Consider the following 22,542-nt stretch of genomic DNA (forward strand, 5'->3'; position numbering starts at 1 on the left):
GAAATTATGTTATTATCTATAAAGAATAGTTTGCTGGCAGGGTCGCTGTTACTGTTGGTGTATTCGTGCGGCATTACCCGCAAATATGAGCGGCCTGCCGATGTCCAAGCCAATAATAAGTTATACCGTGGGACCAATAGCACCGATACCGCTACTATTGCCGACATACCCTGGCGGCAGTTGTTTACCGATCCGGCGCTGCAACGCCTGATAGAAACGGGGTTAAGCAATAACTACGATCTCAAAACAGCCGTAGCCCGTATGCAGAGTGCAGCGGCGGATGTGCAGCAGAGCAAGCTGGCTTTTTTGCCTACCTTATCGGCCACTGCCGAGGTAACGCATAGCAAGCCGTCGGCTGCGCAGGTAAAATCGAACGGTGTAAATGTTACCAGTATCCCCACCAATAATATTTACGCCCTTACCGGCAGCACCAGTTGGGAAATCGATGTATGGGGTAAACTGCGCAGCAACAAACGGGCCTATGTAGCTGCTTTTATGAAAAGCGAAGCTTATCGCCGGGCAGTACAAACACAACTGATCGCCAGCATCGCTACCGATTATTACCAGTTGCTGGCCTATGATAAACAGATACAGATAGTAGAAGCTACTATTGCCAACCGCCGTAAAGATGTGGATATTGTAAAAACACTGAAGGCAAGTGCGGTGGTTACCGGCGCCGATGTGGTGAACAGCGAAGCGACGTTGCATTCGGCCGAATTGCAATTGCCGGATCTGAAGCAGTCGCGTCGCGAGTTGGAAAATACCCTCAGCGCCTTGCTGGCCTTACCGGCAGATAGCATTGCGCGTACTACGTTCGATCAGCAACAGATCGACAGCTCTTTACAAACCGGTTTGCCGGCGCAGTTACTGGCCAATCGGCCGGATGTACAGGAAGCGGAGTATGCGTTCCGCAACGCCTTTGAATTAACCAATGTAGCGCGCACGTATTTTTATCCTACGCTTTCCATTTCAGGTTCTGCAGGCTGGGCTACGGCCAATACGTTGAAAGGCTTTTTTGATGGCACGTTTTATGGTAGCCTGATAGGTGGTTTAACGCAACCCATCTTTAATCAGGGGCTGAACAAACAACGGTTAACGAAAGCACAGGCTACGCAACAGGAAGCGTATTATAGTTTTCAGAATACGCTGTTAACGGCAGGGCAGGAGGTGAGCAATGCCTTGTATGCGTATGATATGGCGAAGGAAAAACAGGAAATGCGTGGCGCGCAGATCGCATCACTGCAAAAGGCTACCGATTTTACCAAAGAGTTGCTGAAATACAGCAGCAGCACCAACTATACCGACGTGTTAACGGCCGAGCAGAACCTGTTGAGTGCCGAACTGAACAGTGTGAGCGATAAGTTACAGCAGTTAAAGGCGGTGGTATCGTTGTATAAAGCATTGGGCGGAGGATGGAAGTAATGAGCAAATGTGCCCTTCGACTACGCTCAGGACTTCCATCCGGTACATTTCTGTGAACAGATTGGAGAGATCTTTACCGGATTTGATTCTACCGCTCTTTAGACGATTGGCCAGTTCCTCTTGAATGGCCTGCTGTAGCTTGTCCATAAGATAACTGATTATTTAAAGTTAAGATCTATCGGATGGTAGCTCAGCTAACATTTACTGCTGAGCTACCAATCCTATCATCCTAACCTTTACACAGTTATCTAAACACTACCCTTTACTTCCTTTTCAAAGCTGTCCAGGTAGTTTTAACATCGGTATGCCCTAAAGCCTCCTGAATAAATTCCGTACTGGCTCCCGACCGCTTCAGTACTGTAGAGAAGGTATGGCGCTATATAGGTGGTTAGCTTTTTGTCTATGCTCAATGCTCCTTTAATAAACGCTTTATATAGGCCAGATAGGTAAAACCAATAGTATCCGGCTCCAAAGCGGTTTCTTTTAGAATAGGGAATTTCTTGTAAAATGGGGGGTAGTCAAATTCATCATTTGCAGGAGGCAATTCGTGAACTGAAAAGTACTCGCTACACAATAGCCTTGGAAGATAAACATGAATGAGAACATAAGAAGTAAGCGTATAGAAACTTACGGCGCCCCTCTTTGTATAATCATGAATTGAAGATTGCTCCTTTGAAAATCGGGAATTCACAGAAGATCATTTTCCTCCCCAAAGCGTATTGTTAAGTGGATTATCGTTGAAAATGTCAGGCCCTTCTGAAAAGGTTATTCAGAAAGTCCTTAGATTGAACAACGATGCTCGCTGCAAGCACAGGAAACCCGGGAAAAAAGAGTATTTTGTGCTATATTGTTTCCTTATGAAATGGATAACCCGGGAGCACCCAAAGATTGACCGTATTGCCTCTCCCTGGCTGATAAAACGTTTTATTGATCCCGATGCGGAGATCATCTACGTACCTTTCAGCGATGTGCTGTCCCAGGCAGCCTCCCTGGATGCTATTCCATTTGACATTCCGGGAGTGGAGCACACTCACTACGCAGATGAATGTACGTTTGACTACCTGGTGAAAAAATACCGTATCACGGACCCTGCCGTATTGGCCATGGCCCCGATTGTACGGGGGGCGGATACGGATCGCCATGACATGGCGCCGCAGGCATCCGGCTTATGGGCAATATCGGCGGGTTTGGCCTACAACTATAATGACGATCACGAGCTGCTTGACAAGGGAATGCTGATCTATGACGCTCTTTATAGTTGGGCCCGGCACCTGCAGCATGAGAAGCATACCCAGCAACCCTATGAGCATTTGCTGCTGGAAATGTTCAACCGGTTTTTCAAACCAAAGCAACGTGAAGGAAGCCATATGCCCGCCTGGGCGCAGGAATTGAAGGAAATGATACAGGACCATATTGATTCCAGTCTTAGCCTGAAAGAATTGTCTAAAGATCTCGATATTAATCCGTCCTACCTTTCCCGGGAGTTTTCAAAACACTTCAATAATCTTTCTTTTGGGGAATATATCCGGAAACAACGTATTGACCGGGCTATCCAGTTAATGGAAGACCCTGCCTACTCCTTAACCGAGATCAGCTACCTTACCGGGTTTTCCGATCAAAGCCATTTTACGCGGATTTTCAGAAAGTACACAGGTCAAAATCCATCAACATACCGCAAAAACCTGTTGAAAAAGTAAGTCCTGTACAAAAAAGGGTAATTCCTGTTCTATTCCAGGCGCTCATTAATAGGTAGCATTGCACCTGGTTGATCAATCTCCTGTTATTATGAAATGGATTACAAGAGAACGACCTAAAATTGACCGCATTGCCTGCCCCTGGCTGATAAAACGGTTCGTGGACGCGGAAGCCGTGTTCCTGTACGTGCCTAAAGAGGAGGTATTTGAACAGGCACGCGTGCAGGAGGCCATCCCTTATGATATTCCGGGGGCTGAATATTCCCATTACGGCGAAGCATGTACCTTTGACTACGTGATTCGTAAGCACGAACTGTCGGACCCCGCGCTACAAATAATTGCCATTATCGTACGGGGCGCGGATACCGGCCGCTTTGACCTGGCGCCACAGGCGGCGGGGCTATGGGCCATTTCAGCCGGGCTTTCCCATAATTATCCGGACGATCACGCCCAACTGGAGATCGGGATGAAAATATACGATGCCCTGTATAGCTGGGCGAGGTTTGCCCGGGATGAGCGGCATAGCTGGGACCCCGATCTGCTGACGTATAGAAAACCTAAGTAAACTATATTAACGTAATGAAGACCACCACCATTTTATCCGTATTCGCAGGCGTTATCCTGCATGGCTGCCAGCCTTCCACCGGGCCGGCCACAGATTCCCGGACGGGAGCAAAGAATGATTCCAACACGATTGTTTGTCCGCCGGGCAGCAGTAAGCTGGACATTGCCGCTATTGAGCGGGTAACCGGGATGAAAGGCATTGAGAAGAACGGTGAATACAAGATCACCGTCCCCCAAAACGACCTGCATGTGATCGTTGACGGATTTAAGATCATTCCGGCAATGGGCCTTGGAAGTTGGGTTTGTTTCACACCCTGCAGGGACAGTGCGATGGTAATGGGTGATATTGTTCTTACAGAAACGGATCTCGCCCCGGTGCAGCAGGAAGTGATCCGCCAAGGCTTTACCATTACGGCTATCCATAATCATTTTGTGCGTAACCACCCTAATATTATGTATATGCATATCGATGGTAAGGGCTCGGTTGAACAGTTGGCGGGCAATGTGAAGGCGATTTTCGGAAAGGTGAAGGAAGTACGCGGGCATAATCCAAAGGAAAGCAAGGCGGACAGCGTTATCAATACCCTGCCAATTCCCCTGCTGGATTCCCTTTTAGGGCACAAGGGAGAGTTGAGCAAAGGGGTGTATAAGTATACCATTGGCCGGCCGGATGTACCGTTGCAGGAACATGGTATTCCTGTAAGCAGCTTTGCCGGTTTCAATACCTGGGCGGCCTGGCAGGGAACTGCAGAAAAAGCAGCAGTAGCGGGGGACTTTACGATGCTGGAAAATGAGGTGGCGCCGGTCATCCGGGCGTTGGTGGAAAACGGGATAGAGGTTGTGGCGGTCCATAATCATATGGTACATGAACAGCCTCGTGTCTTTTTCCTGCACTATTGGGGCACCGGACCTGTTGAACAGTTGGCGGCAGGGTTAAAAGCAGCGCTGAACCAGACCGGCCGCAGCGCGGTACAATAAACATTGAAAAAAGCCATGTTAAAACATATAGCTCCACCTTATAGCTTAAGGAGCAAATTCCATGCGGCTTTCGCTACCATCTGCCCCATTACGACAGGTGCTTTCTTTCCAGCCAGGAAGTGAATACGGTATAAAAAACAGCCATAATGATCGCTCCCTTGAACATGCCGGTAAATCCCCAGGCGGCCATTCCACCTACCACGCCTATGAACAATACCAGGAATGGCAGCCTGCCGCCACTCTTTGCTATCAGTATGGGTTTTAATACTGCATCAACTGCCAGCACTGCCGCACCATAAATGCCCAGGAATATGGCAGTGCCCGTGTGTCCCTGCACGGCTGCCCATATTACCAGTGGCGCCCATACGATAAGCGGACCTACCTGTATCAGTACCAGGAAGAACACCAGGGCTGCCAATAATACTTTAAAATGCAGTCCGGCAATAGCAAAGCCTATCCAGGAGATGAGAGTGGCTATGAACGCCGTTCCCATTACCCCGATGGAAACCCCTTTGATGGCATGGGCGGTGGCATATAGCAGGCTCAAACCATCTCTTTTTCCCAATAAGTGCTGCAACGTGGACCTGAACATCTGTAATATCTTGTCGCCGCCCGCCAGCAGGAATGCTGATGTAATGATACCAAGTATTATCTGCACAGCAGCGCCTGCGATGCCTGCTCCACCGGTGAGGATATGATACAGGATTGTTTTTACCTGGTGCTCATAGCCAATCAGTGTTTCCCTGGGGTTTTCCTGCAGGTGTTGCCAGAAGCTGAAGGCAGTATCTCCAACATAAGGCATGCCTGTAACGGTGTCCGGCAGGTCTGGCAGGCCATGTACCCTTACGTCGTCTACCAGGTGCAATATATCCTTTACATGCCTGCCCAGGGCCGCAATGGCGTAAATGAACGGCAGCGCCACTATCAGGATCAGTATCACGGCATAGATCGTAGCGGCCAGTTTCCGCTTCCGTTTCAGCAGGCGGGCCAGCCATTTATAAGGTTGCTCCATAGATACATAGAAGATCAGCGCAAAGGTGAATACGCCAAAGAAGATCTTCAGCACATCATACAATGCCAGTAATAATGCCAGCAACAACAGCAATACAAGGGCAGTTTCCAGGATACTGCGCGATGAAGGGGAATCAGCGTATCGCATAAGGCGTATTATTGTCTAAGGTAAACAATCACAGGGTTGAAAGCTTATCGGCAGGTATTTAAAAAACAAATATAATAAAATGTATTTGGTACAGGATAGGCGTGCCGGGAAAGTTTTATCACTCCGGCAACACGATTGCTGGCTTCAGCCTGCTTAAATCCCGGTTCAGCAGGCTAAGCTTGGTGCGCGAAGTGAATTATTGTATTTTATCAGCATATTTATCTATTCGATAATTTTTATGATGGGAGTTTATGCTCGCTTGATATTTATCCTTGGTTCCTTTTTGGGTATGGTATTGAAGCCGGCAAAGGCCCAGTACCAGGGATATGTTTACGGGGAGGTGGTGCTGAAAAATAAGCAGACGTATACCGGGCCTATAAAATGGAGCGGGGGACAGCGGCTCTGGAGCGACGTGCTGTCAGTTGCGAAAAGCACCAATAAGAACGTATTTAAGTACCTGGATGGGTCCCAGATCAAAAGACTGAGTAACGAAGAGGGCGGGCGGGAAATTGACTGGAAATTCATGAGCTTGTGGGAGGACAGGTACCCGCGGCGGAAGAAGGAGATCCTGTGCCGGTTCGGGGATATTGATTTTATTCATGTCACCGGGTCAGATAAAGCGCAGATCTATTTCAAGAACGGGAGTAAGGTCAGGGCAGTACCCTACAAAGATGAAGCGGCCGAGCTGGGAAAAAGTATTGTTGTTTACGTGGGAGGTGATTCAAAGACCATTAAATGGGACGAGATCAGCAGGGTGAACTTCAGGAATACGCCCAAAAACTCCCGGTTAGGGCGATGGGCGCCGCTTTACGGCACCGTGCATACCTCCAATGGCCCCATCACCGGGTTTATACAGTGGAACCGGTATAAGTACCTGAACGCACACAAATTGAGCGGGAAAACCCCGGACAATGCACCCGTAAGCTATGCCTTTGCGCATATTGCCCGTATAGAAAGACAGGGCGACCAGTCCCTGGTGCAGCTTCGTTCCGGTGAAAGTATGCTGCTGGGCGCATCGGATGATGTCAGCAGCGCAAACAAGGGCATCATCGTCATGCATCCCCTGTACGGGAGAGTGCTGGTAGAATGGAAAGCGTTCCGTTCCCTCACGCTGCAGGCGCAGCCTTCAACAGGGCTGGATTATGATAGCTATCCGGAGCCGTCCCGCTTATATGCAACCGTGCATACCACGGATAGCCGGACCTACAAAGGCACCTGCATGTTTGACCTGGATGAGGAGTGGAACGTGGAAATGCTGGATGGAAATAAAGACGGGCTATTTTATCAGATCCCCTTTTACTATATTAGCAGCATTGCGCCCTACAGGCAGCGTTATTCCAAAGTCAGGCTAAGGAACAATAGCACTTTGCTGTTGGGCTGGGCCAACGATGTAAGCGACAAGAACTGGGGGGTGATCATATGGTTACCCAATAAGAAGTACCAGTATATTCCATGGAACCAGGTAAAGGAAATTTCCTTCAGATAGATCATGAATAGCTTTTATATAGTGGCAATGGCCTGGATCATTACGGTGATCCTGTTGTTGTGGTTTGGGAACAAGTATATTTATTTCCTGCTGGACAGGAGTATTCCATGGATGAAGCATACCACCAGGCGATTTTTTATCCAGTTGGTGGTAAGCGCCCTGTACTCCCTGTGCTGTATCAACCTTACCTATTATCTTTTTAAGATCACCACCAACAGTACGCCGCCGGACCTTACACAGGTGATGGTGCTGAACGTATATGGCCTGCTTTTTACCATCCCCCTGTTATCTGTCAACTTTGGCATCTATTTCATGATGCAATGGAAAAAAGCGCAGGTACAGGCCAATCAATTGAAGGAGGACAGCCTGCAGGCGCAGCTCAGCTCACTGCGGATGCAGTTGGACCCGCACTTCCTGTTCAACAACCTTAATGTGCTGGCCAGCCTGATCGACAAAGACCGGGACGAAGCGCAGAACTTCCTGGACAAGTTTGCCGATGTGTACCGCTATGTGCTGCAACACAAAAAAGAGGAGCTGGTGCCGCTGCATACGGAGCTGGAGTTCATAAAAGCGTACTGCCACCTGTTGAAGAAGCGTTTTGGAGAGGGGTTGGTGATCGATATTCCCGGTGTTCCCGATACGGCGCGTGCCTGCTGTATCCCGCCATTATCCCTGCAAATGCTGATGGAGAATGCCGTGAAGCACAACACCATTTCCAGGGACCAGCCATTGCGCATCCGGGTTTACCTGCAGGGGAAGCAATGGATCACTGTGGAAAACGCTTACCAGCCCTTACAAAAGGGGGCCGTGGTAAGGTCGGAAAGCGGCCTGGAGAACATCCGGAAGCGTTACCAGCATTTGTCTGCCCTGCAGGTCAATGTCAGTTGCGACCGCCATTTTTTTAAAGTAGATTTACCGCTATTGGAGATAGATGAATAAAACTTACTGCCAATGGAAGTATTGATCATTGAAGATGAAGAACCTGCTGCGGAAAGGCTGGTCGGGCTCTTAAGGCAATATGACGCACGTATCCGGCCCCTGGCGATCCTGTCCTCTGTGGAGGAGGTGGTAAAATGGTTTGGGGATCACCGGCAGCCGGACCTGGTATTGCTGGATATTCATTTGTCAGACGGCTTGTGCTTTGATATCTTTAAACAGGTAGCCGTCCGGTGCCCGATCATTTTCTGCACGGCGTACGATCAGTATGTGCTGGACGCCTTCCAGGTGCACAGCATAGATTACCTGCTAAAACCGGTACAATACCAGAAACTGGAGAAAAGCCTCCGGAAAATGGAGGCCATCCGTTCCCAGATGCGGCCTCCTGGCAACGACCCTCATTTTAACGAGATCATTCAGATCATCAGGACAGGCCGGCATAGCTATAAATCCCGCTTCATGGTAAAAACAGGCAACCGGATCAAAGCCGTTAAAAGCAGCGATATTGCCTATTTCAATTCTCGCAATAAAGTCACCCTGCTGGTGACCAGGGACGGGCAGCGTTTTCCCCTGGACTATACGCTGGACGAGCTGATGACCATGCTGGACCCGGTGATGTTCTTTCATGTAAACCGTAACCTGGTCATACACATCGATTCCGTGAAGGAAGTGCACCCTTATTTTAAGGGCCGGCTCAAACTGCTCTTGTCGCCGGAACAGGAAGAGGAGATCGTGATCAGCAGCCAGAAGACACCGCTTTTTAAAGCCTGGCTGGACCATTGACCCTGCTTAATTCAGTATGCTGTAATCCCGCCTCATCCGTATAATATCCATTTACATCGGAAATGGTTTTTTTCCTGTGCGGAAATCTGTTTCTTTTGAAAGCAGCTAAGAGGTTTATTGTAAAAACAAATCATAAAAGAACGAGTTGCTGATGAATTTCACGTATCTGAAAAAATCAACATTCCGGCGCTACGGCCTGGCACTTGCGCTGGTAACAGCATGCGGACTACAACCTGCATCCGCGCAATATCCAAAAATGCCACAAGAGGTGGCGCACGCCAGCCGCGCATTAATGGAAGCGGCAGAACGCCATTCTGATTCCGCCTGGCAGCAGGCATGGCCGATCATCCAGGCGGAAGCCAGGAAAGGCAAACCTTATATTCCCTGGGCGCACCGGCCTACAGACCTGCCGCAGGCGGACATCCCGGCTTTCCCGGGCGCGGAAGGCGGCGGCAAATACAGCTTTGGCGGCCGCGGGGGTAAAGTGCTGGTGGTGACCAACCTGGATGATGATGGCCCGGGCAGTTTCCGCTGGGCCTGCGAACAGGGCGGCGCCCGTACGGTGGTGTTCAATGTGGCCGGCATCATTCGCCTGAAAAGCCCGCTGATCATACGCGCTCCCTATATTACCATTGCGGGACAATCAGCTCCGGGCAATGGCGTGTGCATAGCCGGGGAATCCGTATGGATCAATACGCATGATGTGATCATACGGTACATGCGCTTCCGCCGTGGCGAAACCTTTGTAGGCCGCCGCGACGACGCCATCGGCGGCAATCCTGTGGGCAACATCATCATAGACCATGTTTCCACGAGCTGGGGACTGGACGAGAATATGAGCTTTTATCGGCATATGTATAACGACAGCACCGGCAAGAAGGAGGAAAAGCTGCCCACGGTGAACCTCACCATCCAGCATTCCATTTTCTCTGAAGGGCTGGATACCTGGAACCACGCCTTTGGCAGCACGCTGGGCGGCGAGAACGCTACCTTCATGCGGAACCTCTGGGCGGATAATACCGGCCGTAATCCCTCCATCGGCTGGAACGGCATTTTCAATTTTGTAAACAACGTGGTATTCAACTGGGTGCATCGTTCCGTGGATGGCGGCGATTATACCGCCACGTACAACATGATCAACAATTATTTCAAGCCCGGTCCGGCTACTTCGAAAAGCTCGCCGGTAGGCCACCGCATATTGAAGCCTGAATCCGGCCGCAGTAAGCTGAAGTATAAAGTATTCGGTCGCGCTTATGTGCATGGCAATATCATGGAAGGATACCCCGAAATAACCAGGGATAACTGGGCCGGAGGCGTTCAGGTAGAGGATGAAAATGACCACGAGGGTCCGGTTTCCGCGAAATACATGGCTTATATGCGCTGGACAAAGCCTTTCCCAATGGCGCCGGTAACCATTATGTCCGCAAAAGAGGCATTTGACTATGTGCTGAAGCACGCAGGCGCTACGCTTCCTGAAAGGGACCCCGTGGATGCCCGTGTTATTGAGCAGGTAAGGACCGGCAAGATCAGCTATCCGAAGGATGTAAAATTACCCGCAACACAGTTTGAGCACCGCCGCCTGCCTATTGATTCCTATAAGATGGGTATCATTACAGATGTAAGCCAGGTGGGCGGGTACCCGGAATACAAAGGCGCGCCCTATAAAGACGCCGACAACGATGGCCTGCCGGATGCCTGGGAGAAACAGCATGGCCTGAACCCGAATGACGCAGGAGATGCCAGCCTGGATAAGGATGGGGACGGCTATACGAACATTGAGCAATTCCTGAACGGGATAGCGGCCGGGAAGTAGGGGGAACCGCTGCCCGGCGCAAGACAGCAACCTATGCGGATCACCTGGATAATATTTCTTTTACTCCTGTCCATTGCCGGTTATGCCCAACATACCAGGAGTGTGAAAGGACATATCCGGGACAGCGCCGGCAATCCCTTGCCTGGCGCGGTGGTGATGCTGGTGTCTGACGCGGACAGCCTGGCGCTGGCAGTGGATACCGCCGGCGGGTTTGTTTTCAGCAAGGTCAGATCGCCCCGCTTCAGGCTGCAGGCAAGCTTCATCGGGTACAAAACTTTTATCCGGCAGTATCAGGTAGCGGAAAGCGCCGCCAGCATACTGCTGGATACAATTATCCTGGCAGATGCGCAGACCCGCCTGGGAGAGATCGTGGTCAGGGCTACCGTGCCGGTAAAAGTGAAGGAGGATACCATTGAATACGATGCGAAAGCCTTCAAGGTAAGGGAAGGCGATGCGGTGGAGGAGATCGTGAAAAAGCTGCCCGGCATGGAGGTGGACAAGAATGGCAACATGACCGTACAGGGGGAGCCCATTACCAGGGTAAAGCTGAACGGCAAAGACTTTTTCGGCGATGATGCTGCCGCTGCCATTCAAAACCTTCCCGCCGATATTGTGAAGAACCTGCAGGTTATTGACGACTACGGCGACAAGGCGGCGGTAACAGGCGTTAAGGGCACCACTCCCGAAAAAATACTGAACATCAATTTGGAGCCGGATAAGGAGCATGGCTATTATGGCAAGGCCACCGGCGGGTTGGGCACAGCGGGCCGCTACCTGGGCCGCCTCCGGTCCAATATATTGCAGGGGAAGCGGCAAATTGCGTTTGATGGCGCCGTTAATAATACGGAAAGCGGGGACGGCATCTCCGAAAGGAGATCGGTAAAGGTCAATTACCGCGACAACTGGGGCGCAGCGCTGGAATCGTACGGGAGCTACCGTTATAACAACCGGCAGCATGACATCATAGCGTCTACGTACAGCCAGAGCATCTTCCAGGATTATACCAAAATAGAGGATGAGAACAGGAACAGCCATTCCGGGCAGGATCAGCACCGGTTTTCCTGGAACCTGGAATACCAGGTGGATTCCAGTAATTATCTTAAAATAGAGCCGGATATTGCCTACAACGCCAATTCCTCGCATAATACAGGTCTTACAAAAACGTTCCTGCCGGGCGGCTCCTCTGTTAAGCATAACCAGTCTTTCAGCAACGCTAGCGCATCGGACATAGGCACGGAGCTGTTCTATAATCATAAGTTCCGGAAGCGCGGCCGTAACCTGAGCCTGGAGGCGGAGATCAGCGTTTCCGGCGGGGATGCCTACAGCGATGTAAAGAACCGGTACACGATCACCGATTCGTCCGGCAATATCACGAACGAAGACCAGTTGCAACTGGCTGCCACCAGCAACAAAGTGGTCCGGACGGAGATAGAAGCATCGTATATAGAGCCGCTGTCAGCGGCTTCCTATGCCGTGCTGGAATACGAATGGGACAGGTCCGGTACGGAAAATATCCGCAACACCAGCGATGTGGACCCCATCAGCGGTGAACAAAAGCCCAACCTCCAGCAAAGCAATCATTATAATTACCAGTTCGTTACCCATCGTATCGGGCTTAGCTACCAGTTCAAGCAGGAAAAGCTGAAATACATGATCGGGATGTCTGCCCAGCCCTCATTGCTGAAAGGACAGGACCTCAGCCGGGATAATGTTACTTCCAGGCATCTGTTCAACCTGATCCCCGTTGCACGGCTGGTGTACCGTTTTTCCAGGAAGAAAACTTTCTCGGCCAGGTATTACGGCAGGAGCCGGGCGCCGGGCTTTACCCAACTGCAGCCCCTTACCGATAATTCCGATCTCCAGAATACGGTAACCGGCAACCCGGATCTGAAACCCGAGTTTTCCAATGATCTTTACCTGGAATACAAACAGTCGGACTGGTCGTCCGGTTATACCATGTTGGCCAAACTGGCCCTGAACCAGACCCGGAATAAAATTGTAACTACGAGGGTGATCATTGCCGACAGCCTGAAGGAAAGGACCAGCTATGTGAATACGGACGGGTTTTATCATGTGAAAGGCTTCTATACCATTTCCAGGCCGTTTGCAGATCGCCGCTATACCCTTACTTACTTCGGCAACGCCGCCTTCAGTAACAACATTGCTTTTACCAATGAAGAAAGGAACGTGGGCAAAGACCTGGATATCCGGCAGGGGCTGAAGTTTCGCCTGGACCTGGAGGATGTGGTGGACGCCGAGCTCAACACGGCGTACTCGTTTAACCGCACCAGCTACTCATCCGCTGCATTTGAAGGCAGGCAGGTCCATCGCATTTTTATCCGGTTGGGAGGCAGGAACTATTTTTTCAGTAACTGGACCCTGGGATATGATCTTTCCCACACTATCAATAACGGGTACAATACCGGCAACGCCAATCCAACCTTGTTGAACGTATATGTTGAACGGCGCTTCCTGAAAGGCAACAAGGGCACACTGCGACTGGCAGGCTTTGACCTTTTCAATGAAAACACCGGCATTTCCCGGGATGTTTTTGATAACAGGATCGTAGACCGGCAGCACAACCGGCTGGCCAGGTATTTCATGCTTTCATTTAACTACAGGCTGCAGGATTTTGGGGGTGGGTGAGACTTATTACCTGCAAGGGCGAGGAGGCGGATAGACTTTGAGCAGGGGGATTTAGACAATGGCTCGTTTGTGGAAATATTTGTATTTTGCCTGGGAAGTATCGGAATAAACCAGTGGCTGATACCATACTTTTTTCAAATATACCGGGAAATCATGCACTACTATACCATAGCACCTCCCGCCCGGCTTGCAGAATATATCCAGTTCTTTTGGGTGCTGGAAGGTTCGGCTGGCGCCGAAGCGCCGTTCTGCCACCGCGTGCTGGCGGAGAGCGCGCCGGAATGGATATTTTATTGCAAAGGACAATTTGAAGCATATGGAACCGGGACCGACCGGCAAACAACTTCCCTTTCCTGTTTAGCCGGGCAGATGCAGGGCTTCAAAAAGCTGTCTACTGCAAGTGATTTCTGCCTGTTCGGCATCTATCTTTTTCCCTACGCCATTCCTGCCATTTTTGGCTTGCCAGCCCATGCGCTGAGCGATCAGACAGTGGACATCGGCATGCTGCTGGGCAGGGAAGGGCCGGAGCTGGAGGAAAAGATGTTTGCAGCCACGGATCACCGGCAGCGCGCCATGATCATTTCATGTTTTATCCTGCAGCGGCTGGCAAAGAGCCGGGAAACGGAGCACCCGGTTTTTGCCTCGATAAAACAGGTGCTTTTTTCCGCGACGGCATTGTCGATCCCGGCGCTGGCAGATGCCTGTTATTTGTCGCGCAGGCAGTTTGAAAGGAAATTCATACACTATGCCGGGTATAGCCCCAAACAGTTCCAGCGAATCGCCCGGTTCAACGCGGTTATCAAGGGACTGGCGAAATGGCCCGGGTCGCTGACGGAAATGGCCTACCACTGCGGTTATTACGATCAGTCTCACTTTATTCATGACTTTCGCCTGTTTTCAGGATATAACCCCAAAGCTTTTTTTCGGCACCAAAAGGAAGCGGTTGATTACCGGGCCTTTGAAGAGTTCAATCCCTGATCCGGCGGCGGTAACATGTCGCGATTTTCCAATTTTGCCCGATGCGCCGCATGTAGCTTTGTCAAAAAAAGTTTTATGAGCTTACAGGGCAGGACCTTCGTTAAAAAGTATCTTCCATTTATTTTTGCGGCTTGCTTAATTATCGGGTCTCTTCTTTTTGCAGCCGGGCGCGTGTTTTCGCAAGCGGCGCCTGACGGTACATCACCGGCTGTTACCGGCATTACTACCGGGCGTGCGTGGTCCATCGTTGGGGGAATAATAGCGATCATCAGCCTGGGGATGGGATGGCGGGCTAAAGCGCGCGCAAATTCAGCCCCGATTGCCGGTGCGGAGCATGGCGGCAGGAAGCAGGGGCAAGCCATCATTGCCTTGTTACTGGGAGGCATCGCCATTTTGCTCAGCGTGGTGCATCTCAGCGTATCTGCCGGGGCTGTTTTTGGTTCAGGCAGTGGAAAAGCGGGGGCCATTGTTACGCTTGTACTGGCCTTGGCCGGCACGGCTTTAAGTGGACTGGCGCTCCGCGCGGGAAAAGCGTAAAAAGGAAGCGGAATAATACTTCTTTCCGGCCCCGCCACCATTGCCTGGCCAAAAGATCAGCACTGCTTTAAAGAGAACTGCCCAATCGGTAGTTGTACCGGCTTCGATTCCCGGTCTGATTGCAGCCAGTCGTTTTGCGGTTATGATAGCAGGATTATTGCTGTAAATAGTGTTACCTTTAAAGTGTACATACCTTTGTTCCCTCAAAGAGCCCATTTTTGCCCATGCAATCAGATCAATCCAGGACCGGCGCTTCCAATGCTCCATCTTCTGTCGCTGCAGCATCGCAGAATACCGCCAGTACTGCTTTGCCGGCCATTACTTCGCTGCAATTGCAGGACCCGTCGCCGGATAACACCGGAGAACCGGCGCAGAGAGGGCACTTGCCAACTCCTTTCCAGTTCAAACGCAACGATACCGGTCTGCCTGATCATTTGAAAACGGGAGTAGAACAGCTATCCGGCCTGGCAATGGATGATGTAAAAGTGCATTATAATGATAGCCGCCCGGCCCAAATGAAGGCATTGGCCTATGCCAGGGGAACGGATATCTACGTTGGTCCGGGACAGGAGCGGCATTTGCCCCATGAAGCATGGCATGTGGTGCAGCAAAAGCAGCAGAGAGTTGCTCCTGCTATCCAGTACAAAGGCAATGCTGCCAACAATGATCCGGGGCTGGAGCGGGAAGCGGATAATATGGGCGCGCGGGCGGCCGCTTTTCAGCCGGGGATGACTGCCAGGGCTACGGTCGCCCAACGGCTGCCGGCTGGTCAAGGGGTGATCCAACGCCTCACCGGTTATGAAATAGAAACACAGATACCCGTGTATGGCCCTCATAATGAAGTAGCCCCTGGCATGCTTACGCCGGATGGTGAAAATGGGTTCACCGCCGAAATCGGCCAGTTCCTGATCGGGGGCCTGAAGTACGGGCTTGATTATGGAAATGATCCGGAAGGAAGGTTCCATATATCTGCCGATCATAATGATCTGAGCAGCCTGCATCTTCGTATAGTGGACAAGCTGATCCTGCTGGGATTGGTGAGCGAAAACTGGCAGCGCCGGGGCATGGCGAACATAGAATATATTACCCCGCCCAGGAATGAACTGGCTCCCGCCAGCCAGCATGAACATGCAGCGGATATCGCTGCCGTGAAAGCGCATCTTAACACTACGCTCGGTATTGCACATAGCGATGGCGTATCCCCGGTGCCCCCGCCCGGTCATAATATCATGTCAGGAATACCGGTTACAGCGCTTAATAAGTGGTTAGGGGTTCACGGCATACCGGAGCATTTACTCGCTGGTGAACTGGACGCTTTCTCCGCCGCCATATCCAATGACGTATATATACAGGAAACCAGCGGGGTACTACCGGAAGATGTTCCGCTCGTGTATGAAGAAGCAACAAAAAAAATACAATCGACAACGACTCCCGGCCCGCTTGCGCAAATCATGGCAGGAATGATGTTTCGTAGTATTGAGATTGCACAGGAAGCATTTGACCGCACACTGCCCAAACCTCCGGAATGGATCGCGCATCAAAAAGCGATCACCGGCTTTCTTACCCTGCTGTCGTCCTACGTACTAGCCGATGAGCTGTCATTCCTGAAAATCTTTTCCGGGGCTTCATCTGTTGCGAAAAACCTGGTTCCCTTTATGTCTAAAACGAAGCTGCACGAAGCGATAAAGGCATTGCCGGCTGCGGTATTGCCGGCCGCCAACAAGGATACCTGGGAGAAATGTGCCACTGAATTGCAGAAGAGCGCTCAACCCTATAAAAGGGATTATTGGTCCGGAACTTACGCGCAGCCGCTTGATGATGAGCTGGACAGTGGAATGGTGTTTCCCAATGGTGCACAGGATGAGATTACCAAACTGCTGGACGATAACGAAATGGAAATGTACGCCATCACAGGCCGCCCCCTTGGGCTGGACGAGCCCCATCCCGACGTGAAAGCAGTAACAGGCCAGCAGGCAATACCACTGGAAGACCGCTACTTTAAACAACAATTTGATGAAAAGCTAACGGCAGAAAACATGGAATCCAAGATTGCCGGCCGTTTTGCCTTTGCTACCGACTTACAATTGTCCCACCTCCCGGAAGCCGAAGACAAGAGAAAGCATGCGGCCCTCTCTGTCAATACACCCTTAGGCATGAAGGGACAGATTGATGCTCTTGCCGTATTGATCAGGGAGAAGATTGCCAGGATACAAAAGCTGAGCGGCGAGTTAATTGCTTTGAACCTGATTCCCGATCCGATAGCAACAGGTGCATGGGCTGCAAAGATTGAGACAATACTTAAAGATGTCCCCCAGGAAGGGCAACAAGCCGCCCTGGCAGTGGTAAATAATGAAGTGGGGGAAGCAATGGCCATGTTGCAGGATGTATACAACAAGGAGGTAAACAAAGATAAAAGCAATGATGGGAATCTGACACAGAAGGGAGCAGCGGAAAGGTTCTTCAAGAATAACGCAGATATAAGATTTGGCGGGCCGCTGGTGGAGTTCAGGAAGAAAAACATCAAGGCCAGTGATCTTAAAGAGAAAACGGACCAGGAAAAACTGAGGAAAATATTGGACCAGGTTGAAAGCGCCCGGCAACTTTATCAAAAAAAGAAGGCGGTAATGCTGGAAATGCCTGTTAACATTTCCATCGGGGAACGCCTGAAGAACTTTGAGTTTATACAAAGGGTCACTGATATTTTTATAAAAAAACTTGCGGAAGCGGAGGCCGTTTATAATGCATGTGAGAAAAAAGTGGGTGAAACAAAGGAACTTGTAATTTAGTCAAAAGCCAGGAGAGAAAGTTTAATAAAAATCCTTATGAAAACGAGACAATTAGCTGATTCCCTTACAAGGAAGTTTTATTACCTGCCACTGATACTGCTGGGCGCCGTAAGTTTTGGAACAGGATGTCAGAAATCAAAGCCGTCTAATCCCTGCGAAGGCATAGTTAGTGAGGGAACGCCCACCCTGGTAGGGCTGGTATTGGTAGACGGACAAACCGGGGAGAATATTCTTTTATCAAGAAACATTGATACTTCAACTATAACCATCATCCCGGAGGCAACAGACATTCCTGCAGAGCGTGGAGCGATCGTAAAAGAGCCGGGCGCACCCATGTACGGATCACTTGTGTTTCGCGTGGCCGATACGAAAGAGGGGGCATTCAAATATACAATAAACATCCCCGATGTAGCCAGCGCTACACTGTCTTATACCAATAAGAAAGAAAAATCGGGCAATGAGTGTAATCCGTATTATATCGTTGTAACTGACCCGGTAATTGAGGACCATGAGTTTACCGTGTCCCGAACAGGCCACCGGTTACTATTTAATGTAACGCTTTAAGATTCGTTTGGGCTGGTTGGACAATGCTTACATTCATAGGATAATTGTATATATTTGAGCGTTACATGCAAGCTTTATGGCACAGCCTTATATCCCGGGATATCGTGAGACGGCCTACGAACTTTCTGATAATGGCTTTTCAATTGTTGAAAGTATCTATTCAACAAACGAAGTCCAAAATATTTTGACAGCTATAAATCGTGCGGACACCACAAAGGAGACCTTCAGGAAATCGAATGATGTATTTGCAATCCGGCAGTTTTTAAAAGAGGTGCCGGGGACTTTTGATCTCATTTTTACGGACAAGCTAAGATCTGTTATCCGGCAGATTATGGGCGATCGCTTCTTCGTGGTAAAGAGCATTTATTTCGATAAACCCGAAACTTCAAATTGGTATGTGTCATATCATCAGGACCTGACGATATCGGTTGACAAAAAAGTTGAACTTGAAAATTTCGGACCTTGGACAACAAAGCAAAATCAATTTGCAGTTCAGCCACCGATCGACATTTTAGAGAATATTACGACAATCAGGATTCATCTTGACGACACAGACGAAAACAATGGAGCACTAAGGGTTGTTCCGAAATCGCATGTAAAGAAAATTTACAGACCGGAAACGATCAACTGGGCAGAGGAGACTGAAACGACTTGCTGCGTGGGACAAGGCGGGATTATGTTAATGAAGCCATTGATCTTGCATAGTTCAGGCAGGACTGAAAATAAAAGGAGAAGACGGGTGATACATATTGAATTTTCAGACAGGGAACTGCCGCCGGAAATTCAATGGGCAGAACGAGTAAACCTTAATTAATCTGCCCGGCCGGGAACTGCAGGGTATGTTATATCAGGACTAAAATGAAGATTGTTATTCAATTATTCTGTCTCTTGATCGCATCGAATCTTTTTGGACAGAAATTTTCGTCCGCTATTGAATTAACTAAAGATAGCGATACTACTTTTTGGTATGGGTATCATCTCAAAAACATAGAAAAAATAAATCTGATTAAACCTGATTCAGATACAGATTTTTTAAGAGTTAGTTCTTCAAGATATTTCCTGGAGATATCTCCAATAGCTAATAGAATGGTTTTTTATGCTAATGAGCTTTGGAAAGGCGTTCAAACCGGCGAGTCTTTTATAAAATCTTACGACCTGACAGCCCAACAGGTAAGCGACATCAAGCAACTGTACAAAAAGCTGGATGTTCAAAAGATTCCAAGTGATAAATTTATTAAAAGTTGGCAACAGGGCTTCGATGGCATAACCTACATCATTGAGGAAAAAAGTCATAAGTTATACGCTTTCAAAAACTACTGGACACCTTCTGCGCAATATGAATTTGATGAATCCAGGAGAATTTTGGCGTTTACCAGTACTATTGAAGAAATCGTCGATTATTCTTCAAAGTGGAAGGAGTTTCAACGGGAAATTCCTTTTTATGGCTGGACTTATAATGGCTCATTGATTGTTTTAAAAGTGATCGTTAATACAAAAGAGTACCGGAAATACAAACGAAAGAAAAACAGGCAGCTAAGAGACAAAAAATTACAGTAGCTAAACAGCATGTTCATACACCGCAAACAGTTTCCAGAACATCATATTATGCTTGAAATCAAACCGCTGCTTTTTAAATGCATTCAGCACCAGGTCGATCCCGTTGTCTGATATTTCATACCGGCCGATCATAATCTCTTTTTCCGCTACGTAAAGCCCCGTCTTATGCTGGCATAAGTGGATGTTTTCCTCCGTTACTTCCCCGAACACCAGCACGTCGTTCATCTGGTAAGTGGGGGTAGCCGCATGGTGCGGGATGTTCCGGTTGAAGGTCAGCGCCACCAGGTTATTGTTGCTGGTATCGGGTAAAACCAGCTTGGGGAAGGCGCTCCAGTCATTGAACGCCAGCTCCTGGTAATGGCATTTCATGTACATCTGGTCGTTCAGGAAAGGGACCTCCCGGAGGCGAAACTGGACATTGCGGTTTTCTTCGCTGAGCAATTTATCCCCGTTGAATTGTAAGATTTCGTTAATGGTGAGGTGCTCCTTGATGAAATTATCCAGGGGGATGCAAAAATAATTGGCAATCCGGACAAGGGTCTCTATCCGTGGTTCGGCCCGGTTGTCCTCGTAGGAGGAGATATTCCCCCTCGTAAGATCGAACAGGTCAGCAAAGGCCTGCTGGCTCAATCCTTTTGTTGTACGTATTTTCTTAATATTTGCTCCGATTTTTGTCATCCCGGCAAAGTTAAGGTTAATTATTTTAACAACAATGCAAAAATATTTTGCAATATCAATTGCTTACTGTAGATTTGTTAAAGAATGACCAAACTAACGCCAATGAACTACATCGATACAATAGAAAGTTTTGCCGCCCGGCTGAATTGCAGGATTGTGTATAAGAATGAGCAAAATGGGATCCTCAAGATCGATAACCAGCCGGATGGCATTAATAATCTTATCATTGGTATCGCCCCGCCTATTCTGATCATGGAGCAGTACCTGTTCTCATTCCGGTCGGACAACGCGGAGATGTTCAAAAAACTCCTGCAGAAGAACAGGGATACCATTCACGGCGCTTTCGTGATCAGTGAAGACGGTAATAAGGTGCTGTTCCGGTATACGATGCAATTGGGAAATATTGACTTCATCGAGTTTGAAGGCGCCATTAACTCACTGGGCCTGCTGCTGAGTGAGTACGCACAGCAGATCATCGATTTTTCAAAATTATAAATACTAAGTCATGAACATTTTCAAACGACTTTTAAGAATAGGGCAGGCGGAGATCCACGCTGCAGTGGAAAAGATGGAAGACCCGATCAAGATGACGGAACAGGGGCTGCGCGAGCTGCAGAAGGACCTGGCTGCCGCCACGGAAGCTTATGCTAAGGTGAAGGCCCTGGCGATACGGACAGAAAATGAGCAGGCGCAATGCCAAAAAGAATCCATGAATTATGCAGAAAAGGCTATCTTGATCATGCAAAAGGCGCAGGCCGGGCAGGTAGATCTTGTGAAAGCCGAGGAGCTGGCCCGCGAAGCCCTTTCGCTGCGGCGCAAGTTCTATACGGAATCCGAGGAACTCGGCGCCCAGGTCCTGAACCTGCAGCAATCGTCTCGCGAGATGCTCCGGAACACGGAGATACTGAAGGAGAACATGGAAAAGTGGGAAAAAGAGCTCCGGACCCTGAAAGCACGCGCCAAAGTGAGCAAGGCCACCGAACAGGTGAACAAGCAATTGTCGCAACTGGACAATAACGGCACCGTAGCCATGCTGGAACGCATGAAAGCCAAAGTGGAGGACCAGGAAGCGCTGGCGCAGGCCTACGGGGACATTGCCCGCGGCAAAAACTCCCTGAAGGATGAGTTAAATGACCTGTTAAAAGACGATTCATTTTCTATAGAAAAAGACCTCCAGGCAATTAAAGAAAAACTGGGTATCACTGACAATCCTTAACAACCTATGGCTAATATAGCTAACCTGCTCCTTCACCCGCTCAGTAACGCGATCATGACCGTAGCCACGGGCATTACCGCGGTATACTGGATATTTTCCTTTATTGGCGGCGGCCTGTTCGGCGATGCCGGTGCAGATACCGACCTGGATGCGGATATACATGGCATTGATACGGACATGGACGGCAATGCGGAGGCGAACGATGGGGCGGCGGACGGGTCCTTCCTGCAGAAAGCCATGGAGTTTGTGAACATCGGGAAAGTGCCCTTCATGGTGGTCTATTCTGTCTTCAAGCTCATTGCCTGGATCGTCACCCTTACCTCGTCTGTAGTATTGGGCCTGGCCAGTTGGGGCTGGAAGTCGGTCTTCATCCTTATACCGGTGATCCTGCTGGCCTTTGTTATTACCCGTTACGCTACCCAACCCCTAGTTAAAGTATATAATGCCATGGGCTACAATGGAGAAGAAGCATATGACCTGCTGGGCCGTGTTGCCCGCATGCGCTCCACTATTTCCGGGGATACGATCGGCGCCGCCGAATTGAAGATCCAGGGAGATGTGATCCGCATCAACGTGCAAAGCAAAACGGGGGAAGCCATCGCGTACAACGCGGAAGTCATGATCGCGGATGAGTCGCCCGATAAAAAATACTACATCGTAGTGCCTGAGATCAATCTCGCCAACGTAGTATAATATACATCGCTATACCTGTATGAAACAATTATTCAGCTTAACCTTAAAATCA

At 49.5% G+C, this 22,542-nt stretch carries 21 protein-coding genes; 18 read left to right on the top strand and 3 right to left on the bottom strand.

Translation table 11 applies throughout. The annotated features are described in order from the left end of the window. Window positions 1-6: 6 nt before the first annotated feature. Complete coding sequence (locus LX66_RS17885; protein WP_145716105.1) at window positions 7-1,422, top strand: efflux transporter outer membrane subunit; 1,416 nt, start codon at window positions 7-9, stop codon at window positions 1,420-1,422. 262 nt (window positions 1,423-1,684) lie between these two features. On the opposite strand, the gene LX66_RS28650 is transcribed toward LX66_RS17885, so the two are convergent. Continuing rightward, entirely contained in the window at window positions 1,685-1,777 is a 93-nt protein-coding gene (locus LX66_RS28650; protein ID WP_407643605.1) for a hypothetical protein, read from the bottom strand. 502 nt (window positions 1,778-2,279) lie between these two features. Here LX66_RS28650 and LX66_RS17895 point away from each other — a divergent pair. The 3 genes from LX66_RS17895 to LX66_RS17905 all read left to right on the top strand — a co-directional run bounded on the left by LX66_RS17895 (window position 2,280) and on the right by LX66_RS17905 (window position 4,658). After that, window positions 2,280-3,119, top strand: coding sequence for a chromate resistance protein ChrB domain-containing protein (locus tag LX66_RS17895; protein ID WP_145716107.1), 840 nt, complete (start codon window positions 2,280-2,282; stop codon window positions 3,117-3,119). An 88-nt stretch (window positions 3,120-3,207) separates the two neighbouring features. Next, complete coding sequence (locus tag LX66_RS17900) at window positions 3,208-3,681, top strand: chromate resistance protein ChrB domain-containing protein (protein WP_145716109.1); 474 nt, start codon at window positions 3,208-3,210, stop codon at window positions 3,679-3,681. Between the two features lie 14 nt (window positions 3,682-3,695). Next, window positions 3,696-4,658, top strand: coding sequence for a DUF1259 domain-containing protein (locus LX66_RS17905; RefSeq protein WP_145716111.1), 963 nt, complete (start codon window positions 3,696-3,698; stop codon window positions 4,656-4,658). Between the two features lie 88 nt (window positions 4,659-4,746). On the opposite strand, the gene LX66_RS17910 is transcribed toward LX66_RS17905, so the two are convergent. Beyond that, window positions 4,747-5,817 (bottom strand): AI-2E family transporter, encoded by a 1,071-nt coding sequence (locus LX66_RS17910; RefSeq protein ID WP_145716119.1) that lies wholly within the window; start codon window positions 5,815-5,817, stop codon window positions 4,747-4,749. 289 nt (window positions 5,818-6,106) lie between these two features. On the opposite strand from LX66_RS17910, the gene LX66_RS17915 reads away from it, so the two are divergent. The 11 genes from LX66_RS17915 to LX66_RS17965 all read left to right on the top strand — a co-directional run bounded on the left by LX66_RS17915 (window position 6,107) and on the right by LX66_RS17965 (window position 19,903). Beyond that, window positions 6,107-7,303, top strand: a complete 1,197-nt coding sequence (locus LX66_RS17915) for a hypothetical protein (protein ID WP_145716121.1) — start codon at window positions 6,107-6,109, stop codon at window positions 7,301-7,303. Between the two features lie 3 nt (window positions 7,304-7,306). Beyond that, window positions 7,307-8,242: a sensor histidine kinase gene (locus tag LX66_RS17920; protein WP_211366359.1), complete on the top strand. Its 936-nt coding sequence runs from the start codon at window positions 7,307-7,309 to the stop codon at window positions 8,240-8,242. A gap of 12 nt (window positions 8,243-8,254) precedes the next feature. Further along, on the top strand, window positions 8,255-9,022 hold the full coding sequence (locus LX66_RS17925; protein ID WP_145716124.1) for a LytR/AlgR family response regulator transcription factor: 768 nt from the start codon (window positions 8,255-8,257) through the stop codon (window positions 9,020-9,022). A gap of 256 nt (window positions 9,023-9,278) precedes the next feature. Further along, window positions 9,279-10,835 (top strand): polysaccharide lyase, encoded by a 1,557-nt coding sequence (locus LX66_RS17930; protein WP_407643606.1) that lies wholly within the window; start codon window positions 9,279-9,281, stop codon window positions 10,833-10,835. A 33-nt stretch (window positions 10,836-10,868) separates the two neighbouring features. After that, entirely contained in the window at window positions 10,869-13,481 is a 2,613-nt protein-coding gene (locus LX66_RS17935; RefSeq protein WP_145716126.1) for a TonB-dependent receptor, read from the top strand. A 153-nt stretch (window positions 13,482-13,634) separates the two neighbouring features. Then, a complete protein-coding gene (locus LX66_RS17940) occupies window positions 13,635-14,459 on the top strand; it encodes a helix-turn-helix transcriptional regulator (protein WP_145716128.1) in 825 nt (274 codons plus the stop codon). Window positions 14,460-14,534: 75 nt separating this feature from the next. Beyond that, window positions 14,535-14,996, top strand: a complete 462-nt coding sequence (locus LX66_RS17945) for a DUF6223 family protein (RefSeq protein ID WP_145716130.1) — start codon at window positions 14,535-14,537, stop codon at window positions 14,994-14,996. A 224-nt stretch (window positions 14,997-15,220) separates the two neighbouring features. Next, window positions 15,221-17,782, top strand: a complete 2,562-nt coding sequence (locus LX66_RS17950) for an eCIS core domain-containing protein (protein WP_145716132.1) — start codon at window positions 15,221-15,223, stop codon at window positions 17,780-17,782. Between the two features lie 36 nt (window positions 17,783-17,818). Beyond that, window positions 17,819-18,346, top strand: a complete 528-nt coding sequence (locus LX66_RS17955; RefSeq protein ID WP_145716134.1) for a hypothetical protein — start codon at window positions 17,819-17,821, stop codon at window positions 18,344-18,346. Window positions 18,347-18,422: 76 nt separating this feature from the next. Continuing rightward, window positions 18,423-19,160: a phytanoyl-CoA dioxygenase family protein gene (locus LX66_RS17960; protein WP_145716136.1), complete on the top strand. Its 738-nt coding sequence runs from the start codon at window positions 18,423-18,425 to the stop codon at window positions 19,158-19,160. 44 nt (window positions 19,161-19,204) lie between these two features. Beyond that, window positions 19,205-19,903 carry a hypothetical protein gene (locus tag LX66_RS17965; RefSeq protein ID WP_145716138.1) on the top strand — a complete coding sequence of 233 codons (699 nt, stop codon included), beginning with the start codon at window positions 19,205-19,207 and terminating at the stop codon, window positions 19,901-19,903. Here the strand turns inward: LX66_RS17965 and LX66_RS17970 are convergent, their stop codons facing one another. Further along, window positions 19,904-20,581, bottom strand: a complete 678-nt coding sequence (locus tag LX66_RS17970) for a helix-turn-helix domain-containing protein (protein ID WP_145716140.1) — start codon at window positions 20,579-20,581, stop codon at window positions 19,904-19,906. It abuts the gene before it with no gap. Between the two features lie 102 nt (window positions 20,582-20,683). On the opposite strand from LX66_RS17970, the gene LX66_RS17975 reads away from it, so the two are divergent. From LX66_RS17975 to LX66_RS17985, 3 genes are read left to right on the top strand one after another with little or no spacing between them, the layout of a single operon-like run. Further along, on the top strand, window positions 20,684-21,076 hold the full coding sequence (locus LX66_RS17975) for a type III secretion system chaperone family protein (RefSeq protein WP_145716142.1): 393 nt from the start codon (window positions 20,684-20,686) through the stop codon (window positions 21,074-21,076). A gap of 10 nt (window positions 21,077-21,086) precedes the next feature. After that, window positions 21,087-21,797, top strand: coding sequence for a PspA/IM30 family protein (locus LX66_RS17980; RefSeq protein WP_145716143.1), 711 nt, complete (start codon window positions 21,087-21,089; stop codon window positions 21,795-21,797). A gap of 6 nt (window positions 21,798-21,803) precedes the next feature. Continuing rightward, window positions 21,804-22,490, top strand: coding sequence for an OB-fold-containig protein (locus LX66_RS17985; protein WP_145716144.1), 687 nt, complete (start codon window positions 21,804-21,806; stop codon window positions 22,488-22,490). Window positions 22,491-22,542 lie beyond the last annotated feature (52 nt).

It is taken from the genome of Chitinophaga japonensis (assembly GCF_007830125.1).
In the GTDB taxonomy this organism is placed as follows: Bacteria; Bacteroidota; Bacteroidia; order Chitinophagales; family Chitinophagaceae; genus Chitinophaga; species Chitinophaga japonensis.

Bases quoted from the DNA above. Each gene is read 5' to 3' on its own strand.
- LX66_RS17950 (WP_145716132.1), top strand. From the start codon at position 15,221: ATGCAATCAGATCAATCCAGGACCGGCGCTTCCAATGCTCCATCTTCT.
- LX66_RS17925 (WP_145716124.1), top strand. From the start codon at position 8,255: ATGGAAGTATTGATCATTGAAGATGAAGAACCTGCTGCGGAAAGGCTG.
- LX66_RS17930 (WP_407643606.1), top strand. From the start codon at position 9,279: ATGCCACAAGAGGTGGCGCACGCCAGCCGCGCATTAATGGAAGCGGCA.
- LX66_RS17985 (WP_145716144.1), top strand. From the start codon at position 21,804: ATGGCTAATATAGCTAACCTGCTCCTTCACCCGCTCAGTAACGCGATC.
- LX66_RS17965 (WP_145716138.1), top strand. From the start codon at position 19,205: ATGAAGATTGTTATTCAATTATTCTGTCTCTTGATCGCATCGAATCTT.
- LX66_RS17980 (WP_145716143.1), top strand. From the start codon at position 21,087: ATGAACATTTTCAAACGACTTTTAAGAATAGGGCAGGCGGAGATCCAC.
- LX66_RS17960 (WP_145716136.1), top strand. From the start codon at position 18,423: ATGGCACAGCCTTATATCCCGGGATATCGTGAGACGGCCTACGAACTT.
- LX66_RS17940 (WP_145716128.1), top strand. From the start codon at position 13,635: ATGCACTACTATACCATAGCACCTCCCGCCCGGCTTGCAGAATATATC.
- LX66_RS17895 (WP_145716107.1), top strand. From the start codon at position 2,280: ATGAAATGGATAACCCGGGAGCACCCAAAGATTGACCGTATTGCCTCT.
- LX66_RS17920 (WP_211366359.1), top strand. From the start codon at position 7,307: ATGAATAGCTTTTATATAGTGGCAATGGCCTGGATCATTACGGTGATC.
- LX66_RS17900 (WP_145716109.1), top strand. From the start codon at position 3,208: ATGAAATGGATTACAAGAGAACGACCTAAAATTGACCGCATTGCCTGC.
- LX66_RS17905 (WP_145716111.1), top strand. From the start codon at position 3,696: ATGAAGACCACCACCATTTTATCCGTATTCGCAGGCGTTATCCTGCAT.
- LX66_RS17885 (WP_145716105.1), top strand. From the start codon at position 7: ATGTTATTATCTATAAAGAATAGTTTGCTGGCAGGGTCGCTGTTACTG.
- LX66_RS17910 (WP_145716119.1), bottom strand. From the start codon at position 5,817: ATGCGATACGCTGATTCCCCTTCATCGCGCAGTATCCTGGAAACTGCC.
- LX66_RS17975 (WP_145716142.1), top strand. From the start codon at position 20,684: ATGAACTACATCGATACAATAGAAAGTTTTGCCGCCCGGCTGAATTGC.
- LX66_RS17955 (WP_145716134.1), top strand. From the start codon at position 17,819: ATGAAAACGAGACAATTAGCTGATTCCCTTACAAGGAAGTTTTATTAC.
- LX66_RS17935 (WP_145716126.1), top strand. From the start codon at position 10,869: ATGCGGATCACCTGGATAATATTTCTTTTACTCCTGTCCATTGCCGGT.
- LX66_RS17945 (WP_145716130.1), top strand. From the start codon at position 14,535: ATGAGCTTACAGGGCAGGACCTTCGTTAAAAAGTATCTTCCATTTATT.
- LX66_RS17915 (WP_145716121.1), top strand. From the start codon at position 6,107: ATGGTATTGAAGCCGGCAAAGGCCCAGTACCAGGGATATGTTTACGGG.
- LX66_RS17970 (WP_145716140.1), bottom strand. From the start codon at position 20,581: ATGACAAAAATCGGAGCAAATATTAAGAAAATACGTACAACAAAAGGA.